This is a genomic window from Mesorhizobium sp. FG116, assembly GCF_057809835.1.
Map to the genome: position 1 here is coordinate 1 of NZ_JBMDKS010000037.1, position 13,991 is coordinate 13,991.

The 13,991-nt window shown below is 57.5% G+C and carries 21 protein-coding genes and 1 pseudogene; 10 read left to right on the forward strand and 12 right to left on the reverse strand.

What is annotated here, in order from left to right:
- Positions 1 to 411: 411 nt before the first annotated feature.
- Entirely contained in the window at positions 412 to 603 is a 192-nt protein-coding gene (locus ACODTY_RS21325) for a hypothetical protein (RefSeq protein ID WP_488996203.1), read from the reverse strand.
- Positions 604 to 1,271: 668 nt separating this feature from the next.
- Positions 1,272 to 1,412, reverse strand: coding sequence for a hypothetical protein (locus ACODTY_RS21330; protein ID WP_488996204.1), 141 nt, complete (start codon positions 1,410 to 1,412; stop codon positions 1,272 to 1,274).
- Positions 1,413 to 1,799: 387 nt separating this feature from the next.
- On the opposite strand from ACODTY_RS21330, the gene ACODTY_RS21335 reads away from it, so the two are divergent.
- Positions 1,800 to 3,116: a chloride channel protein gene (locus tag ACODTY_RS21335; RefSeq protein ID WP_488996205.1), complete on the forward strand. Its 1,317-nt coding sequence runs from the start codon at positions 1,800 to 1,802 to the stop codon at positions 3,114 to 3,116.
- Between the two features lie 207 nt (positions 3,117 to 3,323).
- Here ACODTY_RS21335 and ACODTY_RS21340 read toward each other — a convergent pair whose 3' ends face one another.
- The 4 genes and pseudogenes from ACODTY_RS21340 to ACODTY_RS21355 all read right to left on the reverse strand — a co-directional run bounded on the left by ACODTY_RS21340 (position 3,324) and on the right by ACODTY_RS21355 (position 5,040).
- Entirely contained in the window at positions 3,324 to 3,752 is a 429-nt protein-coding gene (locus ACODTY_RS21340) for a hypothetical protein (protein WP_488996206.1), read from the reverse strand.
- Positions 3,753 to 3,977: 225 nt separating this feature from the next.
- Positions 3,978 to 4,235 (reverse strand): annotated as a pseudogene (locus ACODTY_RS21345) (transposase); the annotation flags it as partial.
- Between the two features lie 114 nt (positions 4,236 to 4,349).
- The gene (locus tag ACODTY_RS21350; RefSeq protein ID WP_488996207.1) at positions 4,350 to 4,820 is read right to left on the reverse strand and encodes a TspO/MBR family protein; all 471 of its coding nucleotides are present in this window, start codon (positions 4,818 to 4,820) and stop codon (positions 4,350 to 4,352) included.
- Between the two features lie 85 nt (positions 4,821 to 4,905).
- Positions 4,906 to 5,040, reverse strand: coding sequence for a DUF378 domain-containing protein (locus tag ACODTY_RS21355; protein ID WP_488996239.1), 135 nt, complete (start codon positions 5,038 to 5,040; stop codon positions 4,906 to 4,908).
- Positions 5,041 to 5,114: 74 nt separating this feature from the next.
- On the opposite strand from ACODTY_RS21355, the gene ACODTY_RS21360 reads away from it, so the two are divergent.
- The 4 genes from ACODTY_RS21360 (at position 5,115) to ACODTY_RS21375 (ending at position 6,401) form a co-directional block, all read left to right on the forward strand.
- A complete protein-coding gene (locus ACODTY_RS21360; RefSeq protein WP_488996208.1) occupies positions 5,115 to 5,342 on the forward strand; it encodes a cupin domain-containing protein in 228 nt (75 codons plus the stop codon).
- Between the two features lie 30 nt (positions 5,343 to 5,372).
- Positions 5,373 to 5,804, forward strand: coding sequence for a potassium channel family protein (locus ACODTY_RS21365; RefSeq protein ID WP_488996209.1), 432 nt, complete (start codon positions 5,373 to 5,375; stop codon positions 5,802 to 5,804).
- A gap of 13 nt (positions 5,805 to 5,817) precedes the next feature.
- Entirely contained in the window at positions 5,818 to 6,027 is a 210-nt protein-coding gene (locus ACODTY_RS21370; RefSeq protein ID WP_488996210.1) for a hypothetical protein, read from the forward strand.
- A 164-nt stretch (positions 6,028 to 6,191) separates the two neighbouring features.
- A complete protein-coding gene (locus tag ACODTY_RS21375) occupies positions 6,192 to 6,401 on the forward strand; it encodes a tyrosine-type recombinase/integrase (RefSeq protein WP_488996240.1) in 210 nt (69 codons plus the stop codon).
- 29 nt (positions 6,402 to 6,430) lie between these two features.
- Here ACODTY_RS21375 and ACODTY_RS21380 read toward each other — a convergent pair whose 3' ends face one another.
- The gene (locus tag ACODTY_RS21380) at positions 6,431 to 7,675 is read right to left on the reverse strand and encodes a type II toxin-antitoxin system HipA family toxin (protein ID WP_488996211.1); all 1,245 of its coding nucleotides are present in this window, start codon (positions 7,673 to 7,675) and stop codon (positions 6,431 to 6,433) included.
- A complete protein-coding gene (locus tag ACODTY_RS21385) occupies positions 7,668 to 8,030 on the reverse strand; it encodes a helix-turn-helix domain-containing protein (RefSeq protein ID WP_488996212.1) in 363 nt (120 codons plus the stop codon). The genes ACODTY_RS21380 and ACODTY_RS21385 overlap by 8 nt, the downstream gene beginning before the upstream one ends.
- A 385-nt stretch (positions 8,031 to 8,415) precedes the next feature.
- Between ACODTY_RS21385 and ACODTY_RS21390 the strand changes: the two genes are divergently transcribed.
- The 3 genes from ACODTY_RS21390 to ACODTY_RS21400 all read left to right on the forward strand — a co-directional run bounded on the left by ACODTY_RS21390 (position 8,416) and on the right by ACODTY_RS21400 (position 9,580).
- Positions 8,416 to 8,625 (forward strand): alpha/beta fold hydrolase, encoded by a 210-nt coding sequence (locus ACODTY_RS21390; RefSeq protein WP_488996213.1) that lies wholly within the window; start codon positions 8,416 to 8,418, stop codon positions 8,623 to 8,625.
- Between the two features lie 343 nt (positions 8,626 to 8,968).
- Positions 8,969 to 9,274 (forward strand): DUF982 domain-containing protein, encoded by a 306-nt coding sequence (locus ACODTY_RS21395; protein WP_488996214.1) that lies wholly within the window; start codon positions 8,969 to 8,971, stop codon positions 9,272 to 9,274.
- A 21-nt stretch (positions 9,275 to 9,295) separates the two neighbouring features.
- Complete coding sequence (locus ACODTY_RS21400; protein ID WP_488996215.1) at positions 9,296 to 9,580, forward strand: DUF982 domain-containing protein; 285 nt, start codon at positions 9,296 to 9,298, stop codon at positions 9,578 to 9,580.
- A gap of 516 nt (positions 9,581 to 10,096) precedes the next feature.
- Here the strand turns inward: ACODTY_RS21400 and ACODTY_RS21405 are convergent.
- From ACODTY_RS21405 to groES, 3 genes are all read right to left on the reverse strand, one after another.
- The gene (locus ACODTY_RS21405; protein WP_488996216.1) at positions 10,097 to 10,327 is read right to left on the reverse strand and encodes a hypothetical protein; all 231 of its coding nucleotides are present in this window, start codon (positions 10,325 to 10,327) and stop codon (positions 10,097 to 10,099) included.
- A gap of 66 nt (positions 10,328 to 10,393) precedes the next feature.
- Positions 10,394 to 12,022, reverse strand: a complete 1,629-nt coding sequence (gene groL, locus ACODTY_RS21410; protein ID WP_488996217.1) for a chaperonin GroEL — start codon at positions 12,020 to 12,022, stop codon at positions 10,394 to 10,396.
- 58 nt (positions 12,023 to 12,080) lie between these two features.
- Positions 12,081 to 12,395: a co-chaperone GroES gene (gene groES, locus ACODTY_RS21415; protein WP_488996218.1), complete on the reverse strand. Its 315-nt coding sequence runs from the start codon at positions 12,393 to 12,395 to the stop codon at positions 12,081 to 12,083.
- 335 nt (positions 12,396 to 12,730) lie between these two features.
- Here groES and ACODTY_RS21420 point away from each other — a divergent pair, with 335 nt between their 5' ends.
- Positions 12,731 to 13,072 (forward strand): hypothetical protein, encoded by a 342-nt coding sequence (locus ACODTY_RS21420; RefSeq protein WP_488996219.1) that lies wholly within the window; start codon positions 12,731 to 12,733, stop codon positions 13,070 to 13,072.
- 23 nt (positions 13,073 to 13,095) lie between these two features.
- Positions 13,096 to 13,374: an usg protein gene (locus ACODTY_RS21425; RefSeq protein WP_488996220.1), complete on the forward strand. Its 279-nt coding sequence runs from the start codon at positions 13,096 to 13,098 to the stop codon at positions 13,372 to 13,374.
- 3 nt (positions 13,375 to 13,377) lie between these two features.
- Here the strand turns inward: ACODTY_RS21425 and ACODTY_RS21430 are convergent, their stop codons facing one another.
- Positions 13,378 to 13,680: a DUF982 domain-containing protein gene (locus ACODTY_RS21430; protein WP_488996221.1), complete on the reverse strand. Its 303-nt coding sequence runs from the start codon at positions 13,678 to 13,680 to the stop codon at positions 13,378 to 13,380.
- Positions 13,681 to 13,991 lie beyond the last annotated feature (311 nt).

Here is a 13,991-nt window from a genome sequence, read left to right on the forward strand (position 1 = left end):
GGATGTCATGCGGTTATCCGCCAGGACCTAATAGGGGGCTACACCAGGGACGGGCGAGTGGCTGATGCCATTTCTGTCTGATTCACTTGCGGTTCGGCGTTGGTCATAACGGTGTGAAATCGCGCAGAACGATGATCCAACGCAGGCAGGATTTAATCTGCTGATTTCGTTGCGAAATGGTCGCGGGCTGCGGGTCCCAGTAGGCGCCTATTGTGCCCCTCAAAGATCTCTGGAACAGCAACCGAATCAACCGCTTGGGCGCTCTCGTGCGCAGGGCCACAGTTCAGTTTCGTATGGTCAGCCCGTCTGGCAGCGGCAAGGGCGATCATGTCCGTCGTGATCCCCTTGCGGATGGCTTTCGACAAGGCACACAAAGCAGTTGCGATTGGGGCAAGCCGCTACTAGCTTGGGTTACGTCTGCTCGTCCTCTAGTCGCGCGGCATCAATGGCGCGCTGCAGTTCTTTGACCGCGGTTTCCAGTTGGCCAATCTGTTCCTTGCTAATGGCTCGGTCGGCCTTGCTGAGTTGGTGCGCGCCTTCCAGGATTGCCTTTGCCGTGGTGGTCACAACCGTCGCCATATCCGTATCGTCATGAAGATACATCGGCCACTCCTTTGCTGTCTGCAATATAGAGGCCGGAGCCGATGAGACAACCGTATGCCGGGATTGGATGGTTTCAGGACGGCGTGGAGGCAGAAGAACGAGGTGCGGAACGTTTGCTGCTCACGAATTGTGCCGATTTGCGACCGTGGGAGACAGCGTCCCTCTGGATTCCGCCAACCGGGGCTGTCTAGGATCGCATTTTCTGGTGCAAATGAACGACTTGTGACAGCGCCAAAATCATGGAGGAAAACATCGACGCTCTTATTCGGATGTTCGATTTGTCAGAGCGCGTTGATTTTCGAGGCGTCAGCTTGAGCGCCTCTTCGGATGTCGTGTTATTGTTCCACCTGCCAAGCACTATCTCGAGCTAAGCAACGACCATGCGAAACAACGGATTGAAGAAAAAGCCGATGTCACTTCGGTATCGCATCCCGGCATGGGTTGGTCGAGGTTTGGCCTAAAATTGCCGGACTGCCGGAACGGCATGTGTCATTCGCAGAGTCAGAATTATCAAGATGACAATAGTCGCTAAACCGCCGTCATCTGTCATTCAGGTGGATGCGAACGCGGTGCTGCAGGCGACGGCCAGTTTGTCATTGGGCTTTTCTTTTCGAACGGGCGTCCCCCAGCCGGCTTTCTCGACCGCGTCTTTCGTATGATTGGCAGCTTCAAGCGCTGCTATTATTTCCGTTGCGTTCGGGGCTCTCTTGGCCTGCGATGCTGGCCTCTTCCGCCATCTCCACGGCGGTTCCGCCCGAACCCCAATGCGAGACATCACCAGATTGTTGCATACTGAAATTGTTCGTCATTATTTTGTCCCGACGCAGGAGCCTGGTGGTTCTCGCCCTCCGTCTTGCGAGCTCCTCTCATGTTTTGATGAAATCAGCCGGCGCCACACTGACTTACAAAACGCCATCTGCACCAGCAGGAGACGAGCGAGACCTGGCGTTGTAGCAGCAAGGCATACCAGCCTCGGTGGGCTTGGGCTGCTTCGGCTCTAAAATGTAGGAGCATCTTTCCGTTACCTAGCTGTTAGGCCGGCGGATTGTTAGCTTGCGGGGCGATGTTAACGGGCTGCACTTTCAAGAGTTGACCTTGCCGACGGCGAGGACCATGCCGTATGCACGGCTTCGTCCTCTCTCCATCTCATCCTCACTCTTGCGATGCGCCATTTCGATTTCGTTGAACTCGCTGTAATGCTGGCCACAGTGGTCCAGTGGCTGGTACTGGCCACCATCACCGGTGCGATCATCGGGACCGGCACCAGTTGGTTTCTGCACGGGCTGTTCTTCGCGACGGACCACACTGCCGGAATGCCGCTATGGCTCCAAATGATGCTGCTTCCGGTTGGCGGGCTTCTGAACGGCCTGTTGCTGCATTACGGCTACAAGACCAACGGCACCGGGTTAAAGGATACGATCTTCGCAGCAGTGAATACGCAAGCGGGCCGAATGCCGTTTCGAACCATCCTGATCAAGCCAATAGCCGCGATCATAACACTTGCCAGCGGCGGTTCAGCCGGCAAGGAGGGACCCTGCTCACATATCGGTGCGTCGCTGGCCTCTGCTATCGGTCAGGCACTGCGATTGAACACGGAATTACGGTTGCGGATCGTTGCATGCGGTGTGAGCGCTGGCTTTGCGAGCGTATTCGGAACACCAATTGCTGGCGCCATCTACGGCGTCGAGGTGCTGGCGATCGGGCGTATAAGACACGATTTCCTGTTTCCGGCAATCGTTGCCGGCGTCGCATCATACTACGTCAGCATTCTTTGGGGCGTTCCATACCAATATTATGAGTTTTCGGCTTTGACGGGCTTCTCCGAGACCTTGTTTCTGAAGACAGCGGTGCTTGGAATTATTTGCGGCACTGCCGCCTTGCTGTTTGTGGAACTTGTTCATCGCGCTGCCTGGCTTTCCGTCTACCTGAGAAACCGGTTCCGGGTCTGGCCACCTTTAATGCCCCTTGGTGGTGGCCTTCTCTTAGCACTTCTGATTCTGGTCATTCCGACTGATTATCTCGGCCTTAGCCTTCCATTGATGGATCGGGCACTGGCAGGAGAGCCGATGCCGTATCTTGGCTTTCTCTGGAAGAGCCTGCTTGTTGCAATCACCATCGGTTCGGGCTTCTACGGCGGTATTGTCACTCCCCAATTCGTCATCGGCGCCGTGGCCGGCAGCGCCTTTGCACACATGCTCGGCATGGAGACAGTGCTCGGCGCGGCAGTTGGACTTTCAAGCGTAGTGGCCGCGGCCTCCAATACACCCATTGCCGCTGTTTTGATGGGTGTAGAACTATTCGGTGGTTCGGTCGGCACGCTTTATATCGCCGTTGCCGCAATCGCCGCGTACCTCATGATCGGCCATCGGAGTATCTATCCCGAACAGCGTCTCGCTTATGCCAAATCATCATGGATGCGTATCCAACCGGAAATGTCGGTCGAAACCGAAAAGGCCAAGCTTGCGTACGGATTGCTCCGATGGTTAGGGCGACGTCGAAAGCGCCGACGCTAGCTGTCTGCTCTGGGCTGCTCCCACTCTCAAGGAAGAGACCGCCGAATGGGCAGATTACCGGCGTAGTGCCGTCAGAAGCCCAGCAAGAAATAGCTCACAACAGCGCAACGGCTTTAACGACAATTCGACCGTCAGCGGTTATCCAGAATCGTCAGCCGCCGCCTGAAGTGGTTACCGTAATTGCTTCCAGCAAGCTTTCCGTCGCAATCAGTTCATCCGCGTGCAACTCGAATGATCCTGGGACGGGTTTTCCATGCCCGCAAGCTTGGACCAGCCGCCATCGTCGATGAAGTCATCACGTTGCCGAGAGGAGATCCTCTTCAATTCGGCAAGTTTCTCACTCGTGTCTGTTGATACGAACTTCTGGACGCAAACCGAGCTTGCAAGTGTCGAGCGGGCATGGCTTGAAGCATTCTGCACCACGTTGTTCGGGGCTCCGGTCTTTGTCCAGCCGCCATATGAAAAGCCAACGATGATCTCGTGAGAATGACAGCGCTCAACGTCGACCAAAACCACAAGTCTTTTTTTTGATGGGCAATAGTTCTGCCGGCGTTGCATGAACGGCCCCGCTCCGGCCATCGTCTCAAGCCTAGTCCGGATGCCGTCTAGGGCGGTAAAAACCACGATCACCGACAAAAGATGGTTATGAAGATCATTATGATGTCTGTCACCACTATCAGTCGACTGTGCCGATCATCGCTAAGACGTTCACCACTAAATACTGTTCAGGGTGTTCATCGTGTCATGCATGCGCTTTAGAGAGTTCGCTATGTGTTCGCGCCAGCGAGGGCCGACGTCCGGCCATACCATCGGCCAGACGCCCCGGCGCCTCGCAATGAAAGCGAACCTGACGTCACTTCACTCGCGAAGTAGGCTTCGGCCTTTTTAGGATGCCGCGCTCCGCCTTCAACTTCGCGACTTGCCTGCGCAGTCGGTCGATCTACTGCTGCTGCGGCTTAAGCTGTCCATGGTCAGGCAAGGCATGCTGCGGATCAGCGCTCGTCTCCCGAACCCATTTGCGCAACGCACGGGCCGCCTGTTCCACCGCAACGCCCGATCCGTAGCCACCAGCCTCACTGCCTCGAGCTTGAACTTGCGGCTGAACTTCCTTTTCTGCATTCCAACCCTCCAGCTCCGTTGCGAACCCGGCAGCAGTTAGTGAGGCGGTAGCGGTAGCCCTGCTGCATCCGGTCGTTCACTTTTATTCAGCGTTCGGACACCTTGGCCTTCTTCCTATGAGGAGGCGCTGTTGCGCCGCCAGACCGAAAGATTGAGCAGCAAGGCAAAGCTCACCCAGCAAAGATAGGGCGCAAGCACTGCGGCTGCCGCCGCATGTATAGGATAAAACAGGATGATCGTCGCGACGATCGACAGCCACAACAAGACCATCTCGGCCAACGCCCACCCAATTCGATGAAGACCGAAAAAGATCGGCGACCAGGCGGCATTCAACAGCAATTGAGTGCCGTATGCCGACAGCGGCAACACTGCGCCTTCAAATCCAGCTTCCCGCCAGACCAGCCAGCCGGCCAAAGCGATCGTTGCGTAGAGAAATGTCCAGACCGGCGCAAACAGCCATGCAGGCGGCCGCCATGACGGTTTGTCCAGACGCTCATACCATTGGCCAGATCGGAAAAAGATGCCGCCGATACCGGCTGCGAAAGATGCAACCCCGAATACGAATAGTGCCAGCAAGGAAGCCATACCTCGTGTTAATTGAGGAGAGATTGCCGCTCAGCCAACCTCTCATCTAGCTGCGCCTAGCGGGCAGCCCGGCGGCAGCCTTGTTTCATCCCAACATGGAAACAAGGAGCGCCACCTGCCATGCTGCCGACCGTCCAACGACCGCATAGACGAGGCGAGTGAGGAGCGACCCCGCTCCGAATAGGGCGGCAACGAGCAGTCCAACCAGGCCCCAATTCAGTTCTCACACTATAACAAGCGCCAAGGTAGGACATTCAAGACCTTCATGACAATTCTCCTGCTATAACGTTCCAGTTGTCGGGCCGGTGCGCGGCTTCTGCAAAGCCACCAAAGCCGCATCAGCACGGAGGCGCCGAATTCATCTATGTTCTGAGCAGCCGATTGAACGTGAATGTCGACGGCGAGGATGTGACGCTCGACGCGGGGGATGCAATGTATTTCGATTCGAACGTTGCGCACAGCTACTGTCGGGGGAGCAACGCAGACTGCTCGGCAATCGTCGTGACGACCCCTGATAAATAGGCCCTTTGCAGGCAATCGGGAGCGCGCTCAATGATTCATAATCTCGTCCTTGGAACCGTCATGATAACCCTGACGGTTCTCGTTCATACATTTGGCCTGATGGCGGTGACGCGGGCAATGGCGCGAATGACTGCGCGCTTCAGAATGCACGGTCACCGCAGTCGGGTGGTGGCGATGATCAGTGTCGTCATGGGTCTGTTCATCGTGCTGGCCGTAGAAATTTGGCTTTGGGCAGCCTGCTATCTCGCCATCGGCATGCTGCAAGATATTGAAAGTGCACTTTACTTTTCCACCGTGACCTTTGCCACGGTTGGCTACGGCGATATTTTTCCGACGCGCGACTGGCGTGTGCTCGCCGCTCTTGAAGGCATCAATGGCTTCCTGCTGATTGGCTGGTCTACCGCCTATCTCGTCGCCGCTGGGACAAGGGTCGGCCCCTTCAAGTCGGGCGAACATTTTTAATGCCGGAAGCTGGATGCGTGAGGCTTCCTTGATGCCGCGATATTGCCAGTTGTGGACGCTTCCCGAGGGGCCGGGGCGCTACCGGCGCGATAATTGCGATTGGCATCCGAAGGTCAGTGCGGTCATGGTGTCCGTCAGCGGCGACAAGGATGGCCGGATCGGTCCCGTGAAGTCGCGGGCGGGTCGTCGGGCGATCTTCATCCCGCAATGGTTGGCGAAATGATACTGGCCTGGCGGATAATTGTCCGGGATGGAACGGTAATCTCGTTTTTCCGACGACAACCGGCAAACCAAACCCGCTGAATAACTTGACGCGCCGGGCGTGGAAGCCTTTGCTGAGACAAGCGGGTGTCGTGACGCGCCGCAAGGCACGAGGCAAGCTGGTCGATATGCCTAAATACTCACCCTACGCCTTGCGGCAACTATTTCGCTTCCAAACTGATCGAGAAGGGCAAAGACCTCAAATTCATTCAGACCGCCATGGGGCATGCCGACATCCAGTTGACGCTAAACGTCTACGACCGCCTGCTTAAGGATAAAGAAGCGGAGCATGCACAGACCGCCGACGACTTGGCTTTAGAATTGCTGCCTGCGTAAGGGAGGTACGCTCGGGTCATTTCGATCCATCATCCAATAGCCTGATGTAAATCGTCATGCTCGAAAGCGGACGCCATGCGCTCGATTTCGGCTTTGCTGATACCGGCATCTGCCGCCACGGTGCGCCAAGTCGCCACGCTCGCGCCGACGTCTGCCGCGACGGTGAGGGCATCCTTTTTCTTCAGACCGAAATTATCGGCAACGGACAGGGCCAGGTCCAGTGAGGCGGTGCCGTCCTCTTCGTCAATGGCGGTGGTAAGAACGCGCTCCTTCACTTCAATAGGAACCGGGTTCACATCGTATACGGGAGAGAGTCGCCAGCCTTGCTGGCCTTCGTACAGGAATCCATGGTTGCGCAGGTGATCGTCGGTATTCGAGATCAGTATGCTGAACACGATCCGCCGCCACAATTCGGCTCCGTCGGCATCCGGCGACGCGCCGTACTGGCGAAGCGCATCCATCAGTTCAAGATAGCTGTGAGGCTCGTTATCGCTGGCACCGATCATGCTCATGGCGGAGAGAAAAGGAATGCGGATCGCACCTGCGCGGTCGAAACGGCGCAGAATGATAATGGAGCGCTTGGCTATGGTCTCAAGGCGAAAGTCCGGGACCGTGATCCCCGCCTGACTTGCCAGCTGCAGCGCCACGAACTCCCATTCGACAGCGGCGTATTCGTCGTCCTTCTTGGGGAATTTGGCGATCGCCAGCTGGCCGTCTTTTTCCCGCACCGACGCCTTGGGGCGCGCGCCACCGAGCGAAGAGCCCGGCGCGAAAAGGAGCTTCAGTTCGGCGGCCGTCTCGGCGTCCTCCAGAAGCGCGTCGGCGGCCGAGAGCAGCTTCGGAAGATTGATCAGTGGCGGTACGGGCGTGCCGTCATGCGCAAGGAAATTGCCCTCTGGCTTATCCGCAAACCGCAGGGCACCCTGCCTCGTCTCGTCATTGACCAGCAGGAGATAGTCGACTTCGTACAGCGTCCGGGCTTTGGTCTTCTGATCCTGCGCCCGGCGGGCCTCGACACGCTTCATTAGCGTGCGTCCCCAGCGGTCGGGCGCTGAATCCCCAAGCGACCCGAACAGGCTTCGTGGTGTGTAGAATTGACCAGCCCCGAGATTCAGCGCCGGTTCGAGAGAATAACGCTGGGGGTTCGCCAGCCATGCCGCCTCATATTCGAAGGAGGCGGTCTCCTTACCCTTGTTGTTATGTGCATAAAGGCGGCCCACTAAGTGTGAGGTCCCTTCAAGATCGGCGTGGACATAGACAAGCCGGTCAGTCATTGCCGCCCCCGCTGCGTTTTGAAGCTACCGTCTTCGTCGTGCGGGGGCGTGGTAAACGGACGCGTTCGGGCAGGTTGCGTTCCTCGATTGAGCGTCCGATCGCGTCGTTCGACGGATCGGCCAGATTGCCAAGTCCTTCGACCAGACCAAGGGCGAACAACACAGCCGCATAAATGCCAAGCGCAACCGACTCGTCACCCTTTTCAACCTTGGTCAGTGTCGACCGGCTGATACGGGCGCGTTCCGCCAGCAGCGCCATGGGGATACGTCGGCGCTTACGGGCATCCTTTATGTCCTGTCCGAGTTTGCGTAGAGCCCGTCTTACCGGGATCGGCAGAGCTGATACGGGCTGCATATTATGTCCTTACGTCTGCTATCTCATACATTATCATTCTTAATGTACGCGATAGTGGACATTAATGCAATAAATCTGTTGGACGAGCCAGTACTACAACGTCCACAATCGCACGCATTAAAGCCGTTTGTGCCCGCGCATGTGGACACAAACCAGCGTTCCAGAGGAGCTGATCAACAGCGTCTGCGGGCGGCGAGCGAGGCATTGTCGCACAGAATCGAGAATTTGATCTAACTGTCTGCTCCAACAAGAAGCGAGTGATTTCAGCGGGTTGTCATTCCGTCGGATTGCTGAGATTCGACGGAGATCACGATGCCCTGGACCGAAACCACTCGCCCCCACCATGTCTCGACACGCTCCGCGGTCGATGGCTTCGATATGAGCGTTGGAAAAGATCGATGTGCCGACGCTGGTGATCCATGCCCGTAACGACGGCGTGCAACCACTCGAGCAGGCCTATCGGCTTGCGGCCCGAATTCCGAAAGCTCAGTTTCTGGTGATCAAGAGCCGAAACCACATGATACTGCCCACGGAAAAGGCGTGGCCCACCTTCTTCGATGACGTCGAACATTTTGACCTCGAGGTTTCTGCGTAGGGCCGACCCGGAATATCGACTTCGGCACCGCTAGGAATAAGCAAATCGCGAGCCTACCAGGCTGTTCACAAGCTGACCTGGATGTTGAAATCCCATTGCCCGGTCCATGGCTATGGGTAGGATGGTCGCACATAGAACTCTGCGTCCTGCCGGGAATGATCAGAGGATGCTGCATGGATCATGCCGACGTTGGCGTGGCTACACCTGCCGGCTGGTTTTACCCTTCTGTTTCCTCAGTCTTGACGTCGACAATCAATGTTCACATATTTTCTCGTGGTTGCTGCCGCTTTTTGGGGCGACCATTCCTCAACCAACTGAAATCGTTCAACCATTGGAGGTTTCAATGAGCGAGAGAACATTCGAAGTTCCCGTATTCGTGAAAGCTGCGGAAGGTCTTATCCAGGAGGTTGCCTGTCTGGAGGACGCCTGTGATTTTCTCGACGAGTGGCCCAGGCACCGTCGTGGCGTGATCTACGAGACGGCGAAGCGCGCATGCCATCGCGCGTTCGATGGCCTTGTGCCGCTGAAGGCTGCTCGCGAAGCATTTGTCGGCTTTGCCCGTTCGGCGAAAATCCTCGAGGAAGTCTCCACGACGCTGCCCTGGATGGCCGGAGCTAGAGCCGGCGAGACCCGTGACATACCCGCTTGAGGCAAGGACAGGAGGTATGCCATGCTTTCTCGACACTTCGAAAAACCTGTGCGCGTATGGGTCGGACTTGGGTTTCCGCGGCAGCTGAACTCTGTTGCGGATGCCTACCAGTTCGTCGTCGATTGGTGCGGAAACAGCCCGGAGCAAAAGGCGGCGATCCGTGCCTGCAAAGCCGCAATGGTTGGCGAGATCGACGCAGAGACAGCGCGAGGGATCCTGGTTCAGTTCGCCAGGAAGAAGGACATCCTGGTTGATGACGAAGTGATGCCGTCTGTCACGAAATCCAGACACTGGTTGCACTTCTGATCCTTTGGTGGTCTCGGGGCGGCGGCTGCAATGCCGCCGCACCTTGTCGTTTTCCAAATGCTCGCCAGGACCACTATGCTCGCGAGAGGCAGCGAACGGTTTTCATTGATGTTAATCGTGATGCCCCAACCATTTTACTGGATACGTTTGATCCTGCCTCTCGACAGCCGGAAAATGCCATCCTGTCCGCCTTGGCTTGCAAAATCGTCTTGCAACTCGCCCCAGGTACCTAGCGCTTCACCGCAGTCATCGCACTTTATTTCAATCGAGTCCGTAGCATCGGCGGGAATACGAAGTCGAATGGTGCCGCAATAGGGGCACTCGAGTTTGTGGTTCAGGTATTCCTGCATGAGTCCGACCCTCGATCCCCCACGCAGATCATACCGTGTCAATGCCCGATTGAAAACCAAAGCGAACGTGATCGTCTGCCAAGGTATCGTGGCAGCGATTTCTGCAATCGACCGCAACTGAACCTTGAGTGACGACCTGTCCCAGGATCTCAAGCGAGATGTGGCTTCAGATTTCAGTTAAATTGGACGCTGTCGGTGCCGTCGAGACCTGTTGTGCGGCCAGAAACATCAGCGTCGAGGCAGCGGTGCGCCGATCCCATCCGGCGGTTTCTGCCATGTCCAGCAGGTTTTCCAGCATTGGCTTAAAAACGCTGCGACATTCCGCTTCATAGGCAAGGAACTCGCTCGCCAAATGTGTCGGCGACTGCACTGCGTCGGCGCCAGTCATCTTTTTCATAGTAACTCCGGACGATCTTGGAAAGCCCGCTCCCGGCACCGGGAGCGGGGAGGTTGATCGGCGAACTCAGAAATCCATGCCGGCTCCGGCCGGCACTGCAGATGCGGCTTCCTTCTTCGGCTTGTCAGCCACCATCGCCTCGGTGGTCACCAGCAGGCCGGCGACGGAAGCAGCGTCCTGAAGTGCGGTTCGCACGACCTTGGCAGGATCGATGACTCCCTGTTTGTAGAGGTCGCCATATTCGCCGGTCTGCGCGTTCCAGCCCCAGGCAAAATCGGCTTTCTCGCGCAGCTTGCCAACGATGATCGAGCCTTCCGCGCCAGCATTCTCAGCGATTTGCCGAACAGGGGCCTCGATGGCGCGCCGCACGATGTCGATACCGTATTTCTGGTCGGCGTTGTCAGTTGGCAAGGTATCGAGCGCCTTGACAGCCCTTAGCAGCGCCACGCCGCCGCCCGGCAGGATGCCCTCCTCAACTGCGGCTCGTGTAGCGTGGAGCGCATCGTCGACGCGATCCTTCTTCTCTTTCACCTCCACTTCCGTCGAACCACCGACGCGGATGACGGCGACGCCACCCGCAAGCTTGGCCAGGCGCTCCTGCAGTTTCTCGCGATCGTAGTCGGAAGTGGTCTCTTCGATCTGGGCCTTGATTTGCCCAACGCGGGCCTGGATTTCTGCCTTCCGGCCAGCGCCGTCTACGACCGTGGTGTTCTCCTTCTCGATCACTACTTTCTTGGCGCGGCCGAGCATCTGCAGCGTTACGTTCTCCAGCTTGATACCGAGATCCTCGGAGATCGCCGTGCCACCGGTGAGGATGGCGATATCTTCCAGCATGGCCTTGCGGCGGTCGCCAAAGCCAGGCGCCTTGACGGCGGCAACCTTCAGGCCGCCGCGCAGTTTGTTAACCACCAGTGTGGCCAGAGCCTCGCCCTCCACGTCTTCGGCGATGATGAGCAGTGGCTTGCCCGACTGAACAACGGCCTCAAGGACCGGAAGCATGGCCTGGAGATTGCCGAGCTTCTTCTCGTGGATCAGCACATAGGGCTCTTCCAGTTCGACCCGCATCTTGTCCTGGTTGGTGATGAAATAGGGGCTCAGATAGCCACGGTCGAACTGCATCCCTTCGACAACCTCGAGCTCGGTTTCGGCTGTCTTGGCTTCCTCGACGGTGATGACGCCCTCGTTGCCAACTTTCTGCATCGCTTCCGCCAGGAAGCGGCCGATTTCGGCATCGCCATTGGCCGAAATGGTGCCGACCTGGGCGATCTCGTCATTCTTCGTTATCTTGCGAGCATTGGCCTTCAGCTCGACGACCACGGCCTCGACCGCCTTGTCGATGCCGCGCTTCAGGTCCATCGGGTTCATGCCCGAGGCAACGGCCTTGGCGCCTTCCCTGACGATGGCCTGGGCCAGAACAGTCGCGGTCGTGGTGCCGTCACCGGCAAGGTCGTTGGTCTTGGAGGCGACTTCGCGCACCATCTGCGCGCCCATGTTCTCGAACTTGTCTTCCAGTTCGATTTCCTTGGCGACGGTGACGCCGTCCTTGGTGATGCGCGGCGCGCCAAACGACTTGTCGATGACGACGTTGCGACCCTTGGGGCCTAGCGTCACCTTCACGGCATTGGCGAGGATGTCGACGCCACGCAGCATCTTCTCGCGCGCTTCGGTATGAAATTTGACTTCCTTGGCAGCCATTGGATCACTCCTTTGTTAGGCAGCTTTCATTGACTGATTGATAGTGGGGTTGCACCGCTCAGGCCGCTTTCTTCAGCGTGGCCGCCTGTTCGATCACCCCCATCACGTCGCTTTCCTTCATGATGAGCAGGTCCTCACCATTCAGTTTGATCTCGGTGCCGGACCACTTGCCGAACAGGATACGGTCGCCCGCTTTGACGTCGAGCTCGACGAGCTTGCCGCTGTCGTCGCGCGCGCCAGGGCCGACGGCGATCACCTCGCCCTCCTGCGGCTTTTCCTTGGCAGTGTCGGGAATGATAATGCCGCCGGCCGTTTTTTCATCGGCTTCGATGCGGCGGACCAGGATACGGTCATGCAATGGACGGAACGCCATTTCGTTCTCCTTCAAGGACAAACAGATTTTGAGGTTCCTCCACACCGGACCGGCAATATCGGACCGGTGCGGGGCTCGCGCGACCCTTTCGGCATCACGCGCATATGGAGCTAGTTTTGTGGTTTTCCGGTTTCAAGGGATTCCGCCAAAATTTTTTAGCACTCGCACCGACAGAGGGCTAGTGCCATGAAAACATACAGCTATCTGGATCGTAGCCGCACATTTCCACTTGAAATTTCCAAATGACCAGACAAAATTAGTCGAGCCTTCGCGCTGAAGCGGCCGCGAAAAAGGAACCTACACAAGGAGCATTCTTGGAAAAACGGAGGATCAAGATGGACCGACAAGATCTCCCACCGATCATCCCTTCTCTCATACCCGAAACATCCGACCTCGCGCTTGACCGGCTGTTGTCGCCGGCAAGCCATTTCAAAGGTCCTGACGACGTCTTGGCCGACGAGCGGCTTGATCTCCATGAAAAGCGAGCGATCCTGTCGTCCTGGGCTTCCGATGCCTGCGCCGTGGACTCCATTCCGGCACTACGTCAGCCATCGGGAGTTGAGAAACCAGTCTCCTTCGATCACATCATGGACGCCCTATACTTGCTTGATGCAGCCACGACAGCGCCAGGGCGGACGGTCGAACACAAGCGCAAACCCGAACGGCTGGACACATGATTTAGGAAGCGAAGGAGAGGGATATGGCCACTGAGGTCAGCAGGGAATTCCGCCTGCAGATGGAGGGCTATGGACTGACTACGGCCGAAATCCATTACCATCTGCCGGATCATCCCAGTCTGCTGCAGCTGTATGTCTGGCAGGACTACGATCTGGCGCCCCATTTTCCGGAACTGAAAGACTTTCTTGGTTATTGGGAACGCGAACTGGAGGGCGCGCTACATTCCGTGCGTATCGCTCACCGTCGCCTTATCAAACCGTCGGAATGGCGCGCCGTCGACGGCATTTTCGCCATCCATTGAACGTCATCTCGGGCCGAGGGCCGTACACAATCCGTGCTGGCCGCGACTTGCGGGAGAACGCGTCGCCGACGGGACCAGCCCGGCGCGCCTGGCTGCCTTGAGGAAGGCCTTATGCGCGTCGCGCGCGATGCGCCAACCGTCCAGCGCATCGCGACACGCGCGTCGTGCCGCTCGCCAGTTGCGTCCGCGCGCCCATTCGGGCCACTGCTGGTCCAGGCATTCCAGCGCCTCGAAGCTGCTGGCAACGTTGCGCGGCCCGGTGAGAAATTTGAGAGTGACAGGTTCGGGAAACCAAACGTCGTTCATCACTTCCTCCGTCTTTTTCAACGTGTTTTGCGAGCAAGCAATCGGACGGCATCATCAACGCACATCCACAAGGCAGATGGGAACCTTGCGGAGAATATCAAGACCGGAACCGGCCGGATCGAAATGCTCAGTCTTCTTCATCGGGGTCGAGCAGATTGATCAACTCGGCGACGCCCGTTCCAGGCAGCGGTCGTCGCTCGACCCTCAGCGCTTCCTCGGTGTTGACCCAGCCCAAGCTTCCCGAAATTCATTGAAGGAAGCGCCGGCGGAGAGGATTCAGCGATGAGCATTTCGCCCGCCGATCCAAGGAC

Excerpts from the sequence above, each read along its gene's own strand:
- ACODTY_RS21325 (WP_488996203.1), bottom strand. The coding sequence starts at position 603 with ATGTATCTTCATGACGATACGGATATGGCGACGGTTGTGACCACCACG.
- ACODTY_RS21330 (WP_488996204.1), bottom strand. The coding sequence starts at position 1,412 with ATGACGAACAATTTCAGTATGCAACAATCTGGTGATGTCTCGCATTGG.
- ACODTY_RS21335 (WP_488996205.1), top strand. The coding sequence starts at position 1,800 with ATGCTGGCCACAGTGGTCCAGTGGCTGGTACTGGCCACCATCACCGGT.
- ACODTY_RS21350 (WP_488996207.1), bottom strand. The coding sequence starts at position 4,820 with ATGGCTTCCTTGCTGGCACTATTCGTATTCGGGGTTGCATCTTTCGCA.
- ACODTY_RS21365 (WP_488996209.1), top strand. The coding sequence starts at position 5,373 with ATGATTCATAATCTCGTCCTTGGAACCGTCATGATAACCCTGACGGTT.
- ACODTY_RS21370 (WP_488996210.1), top strand. The coding sequence starts at position 5,818 with ATGCGTGAGGCTTCCTTGATGCCGCGATATTGCCAGTTGTGGACGCTT.
- ACODTY_RS21380 (WP_488996211.1), bottom strand. The coding sequence starts at position 7,675 with ATGACTGACCGGCTTGTCTATGTCCACGCCGATCTTGAAGGGACCTCA.
- ACODTY_RS21385 (WP_488996212.1), bottom strand. The coding sequence starts at position 8,030 with ATGCAGCCCGTATCAGCTCTGCCGATCCCGGTAAGACGGGCTCTACGC.
- ACODTY_RS21395 (WP_488996214.1), top strand. The coding sequence starts at position 8,969 with ATGAGCGAGAGAACATTCGAAGTTCCCGTATTCGTGAAAGCTGCGGAA.
- ACODTY_RS21400 (WP_488996215.1), top strand. The coding sequence starts at position 9,296 with ATGCTTTCTCGACACTTCGAAAAACCTGTGCGCGTATGGGTCGGACTT.
- ACODTY_RS21405 (WP_488996216.1), bottom strand. The coding sequence starts at position 10,327 with ATGAAAAAGATGACTGGCGCCGACGCAGTGCAGTCGCCGACACATTTG.
- groL (WP_488996217.1), bottom strand. The coding sequence starts at position 12,022 with ATGGCTGCCAAGGAAGTCAAATTTCATACCGAAGCGCGCGAGAAGATG.
- groES (WP_488996218.1), bottom strand. The coding sequence starts at position 12,395 with ATGGCGTTCCGTCCATTGCATGACCGTATCCTGGTCCGCCGCATCGAA.
- ACODTY_RS21420 (WP_488996219.1), top strand. The coding sequence starts at position 12,731 with ATGGACCGACAAGATCTCCCACCGATCATCCCTTCTCTCATACCCGAA.
- ACODTY_RS21425 (WP_488996220.1), top strand. The coding sequence starts at position 13,096 with ATGGCCACTGAGGTCAGCAGGGAATTCCGCCTGCAGATGGAGGGCTAT.
- ACODTY_RS21430 (WP_488996221.1), bottom strand. The coding sequence starts at position 13,680 with ATGAACGACGTTTGGTTTCCCGAACCTGTCACTCTCAAATTTCTCACC.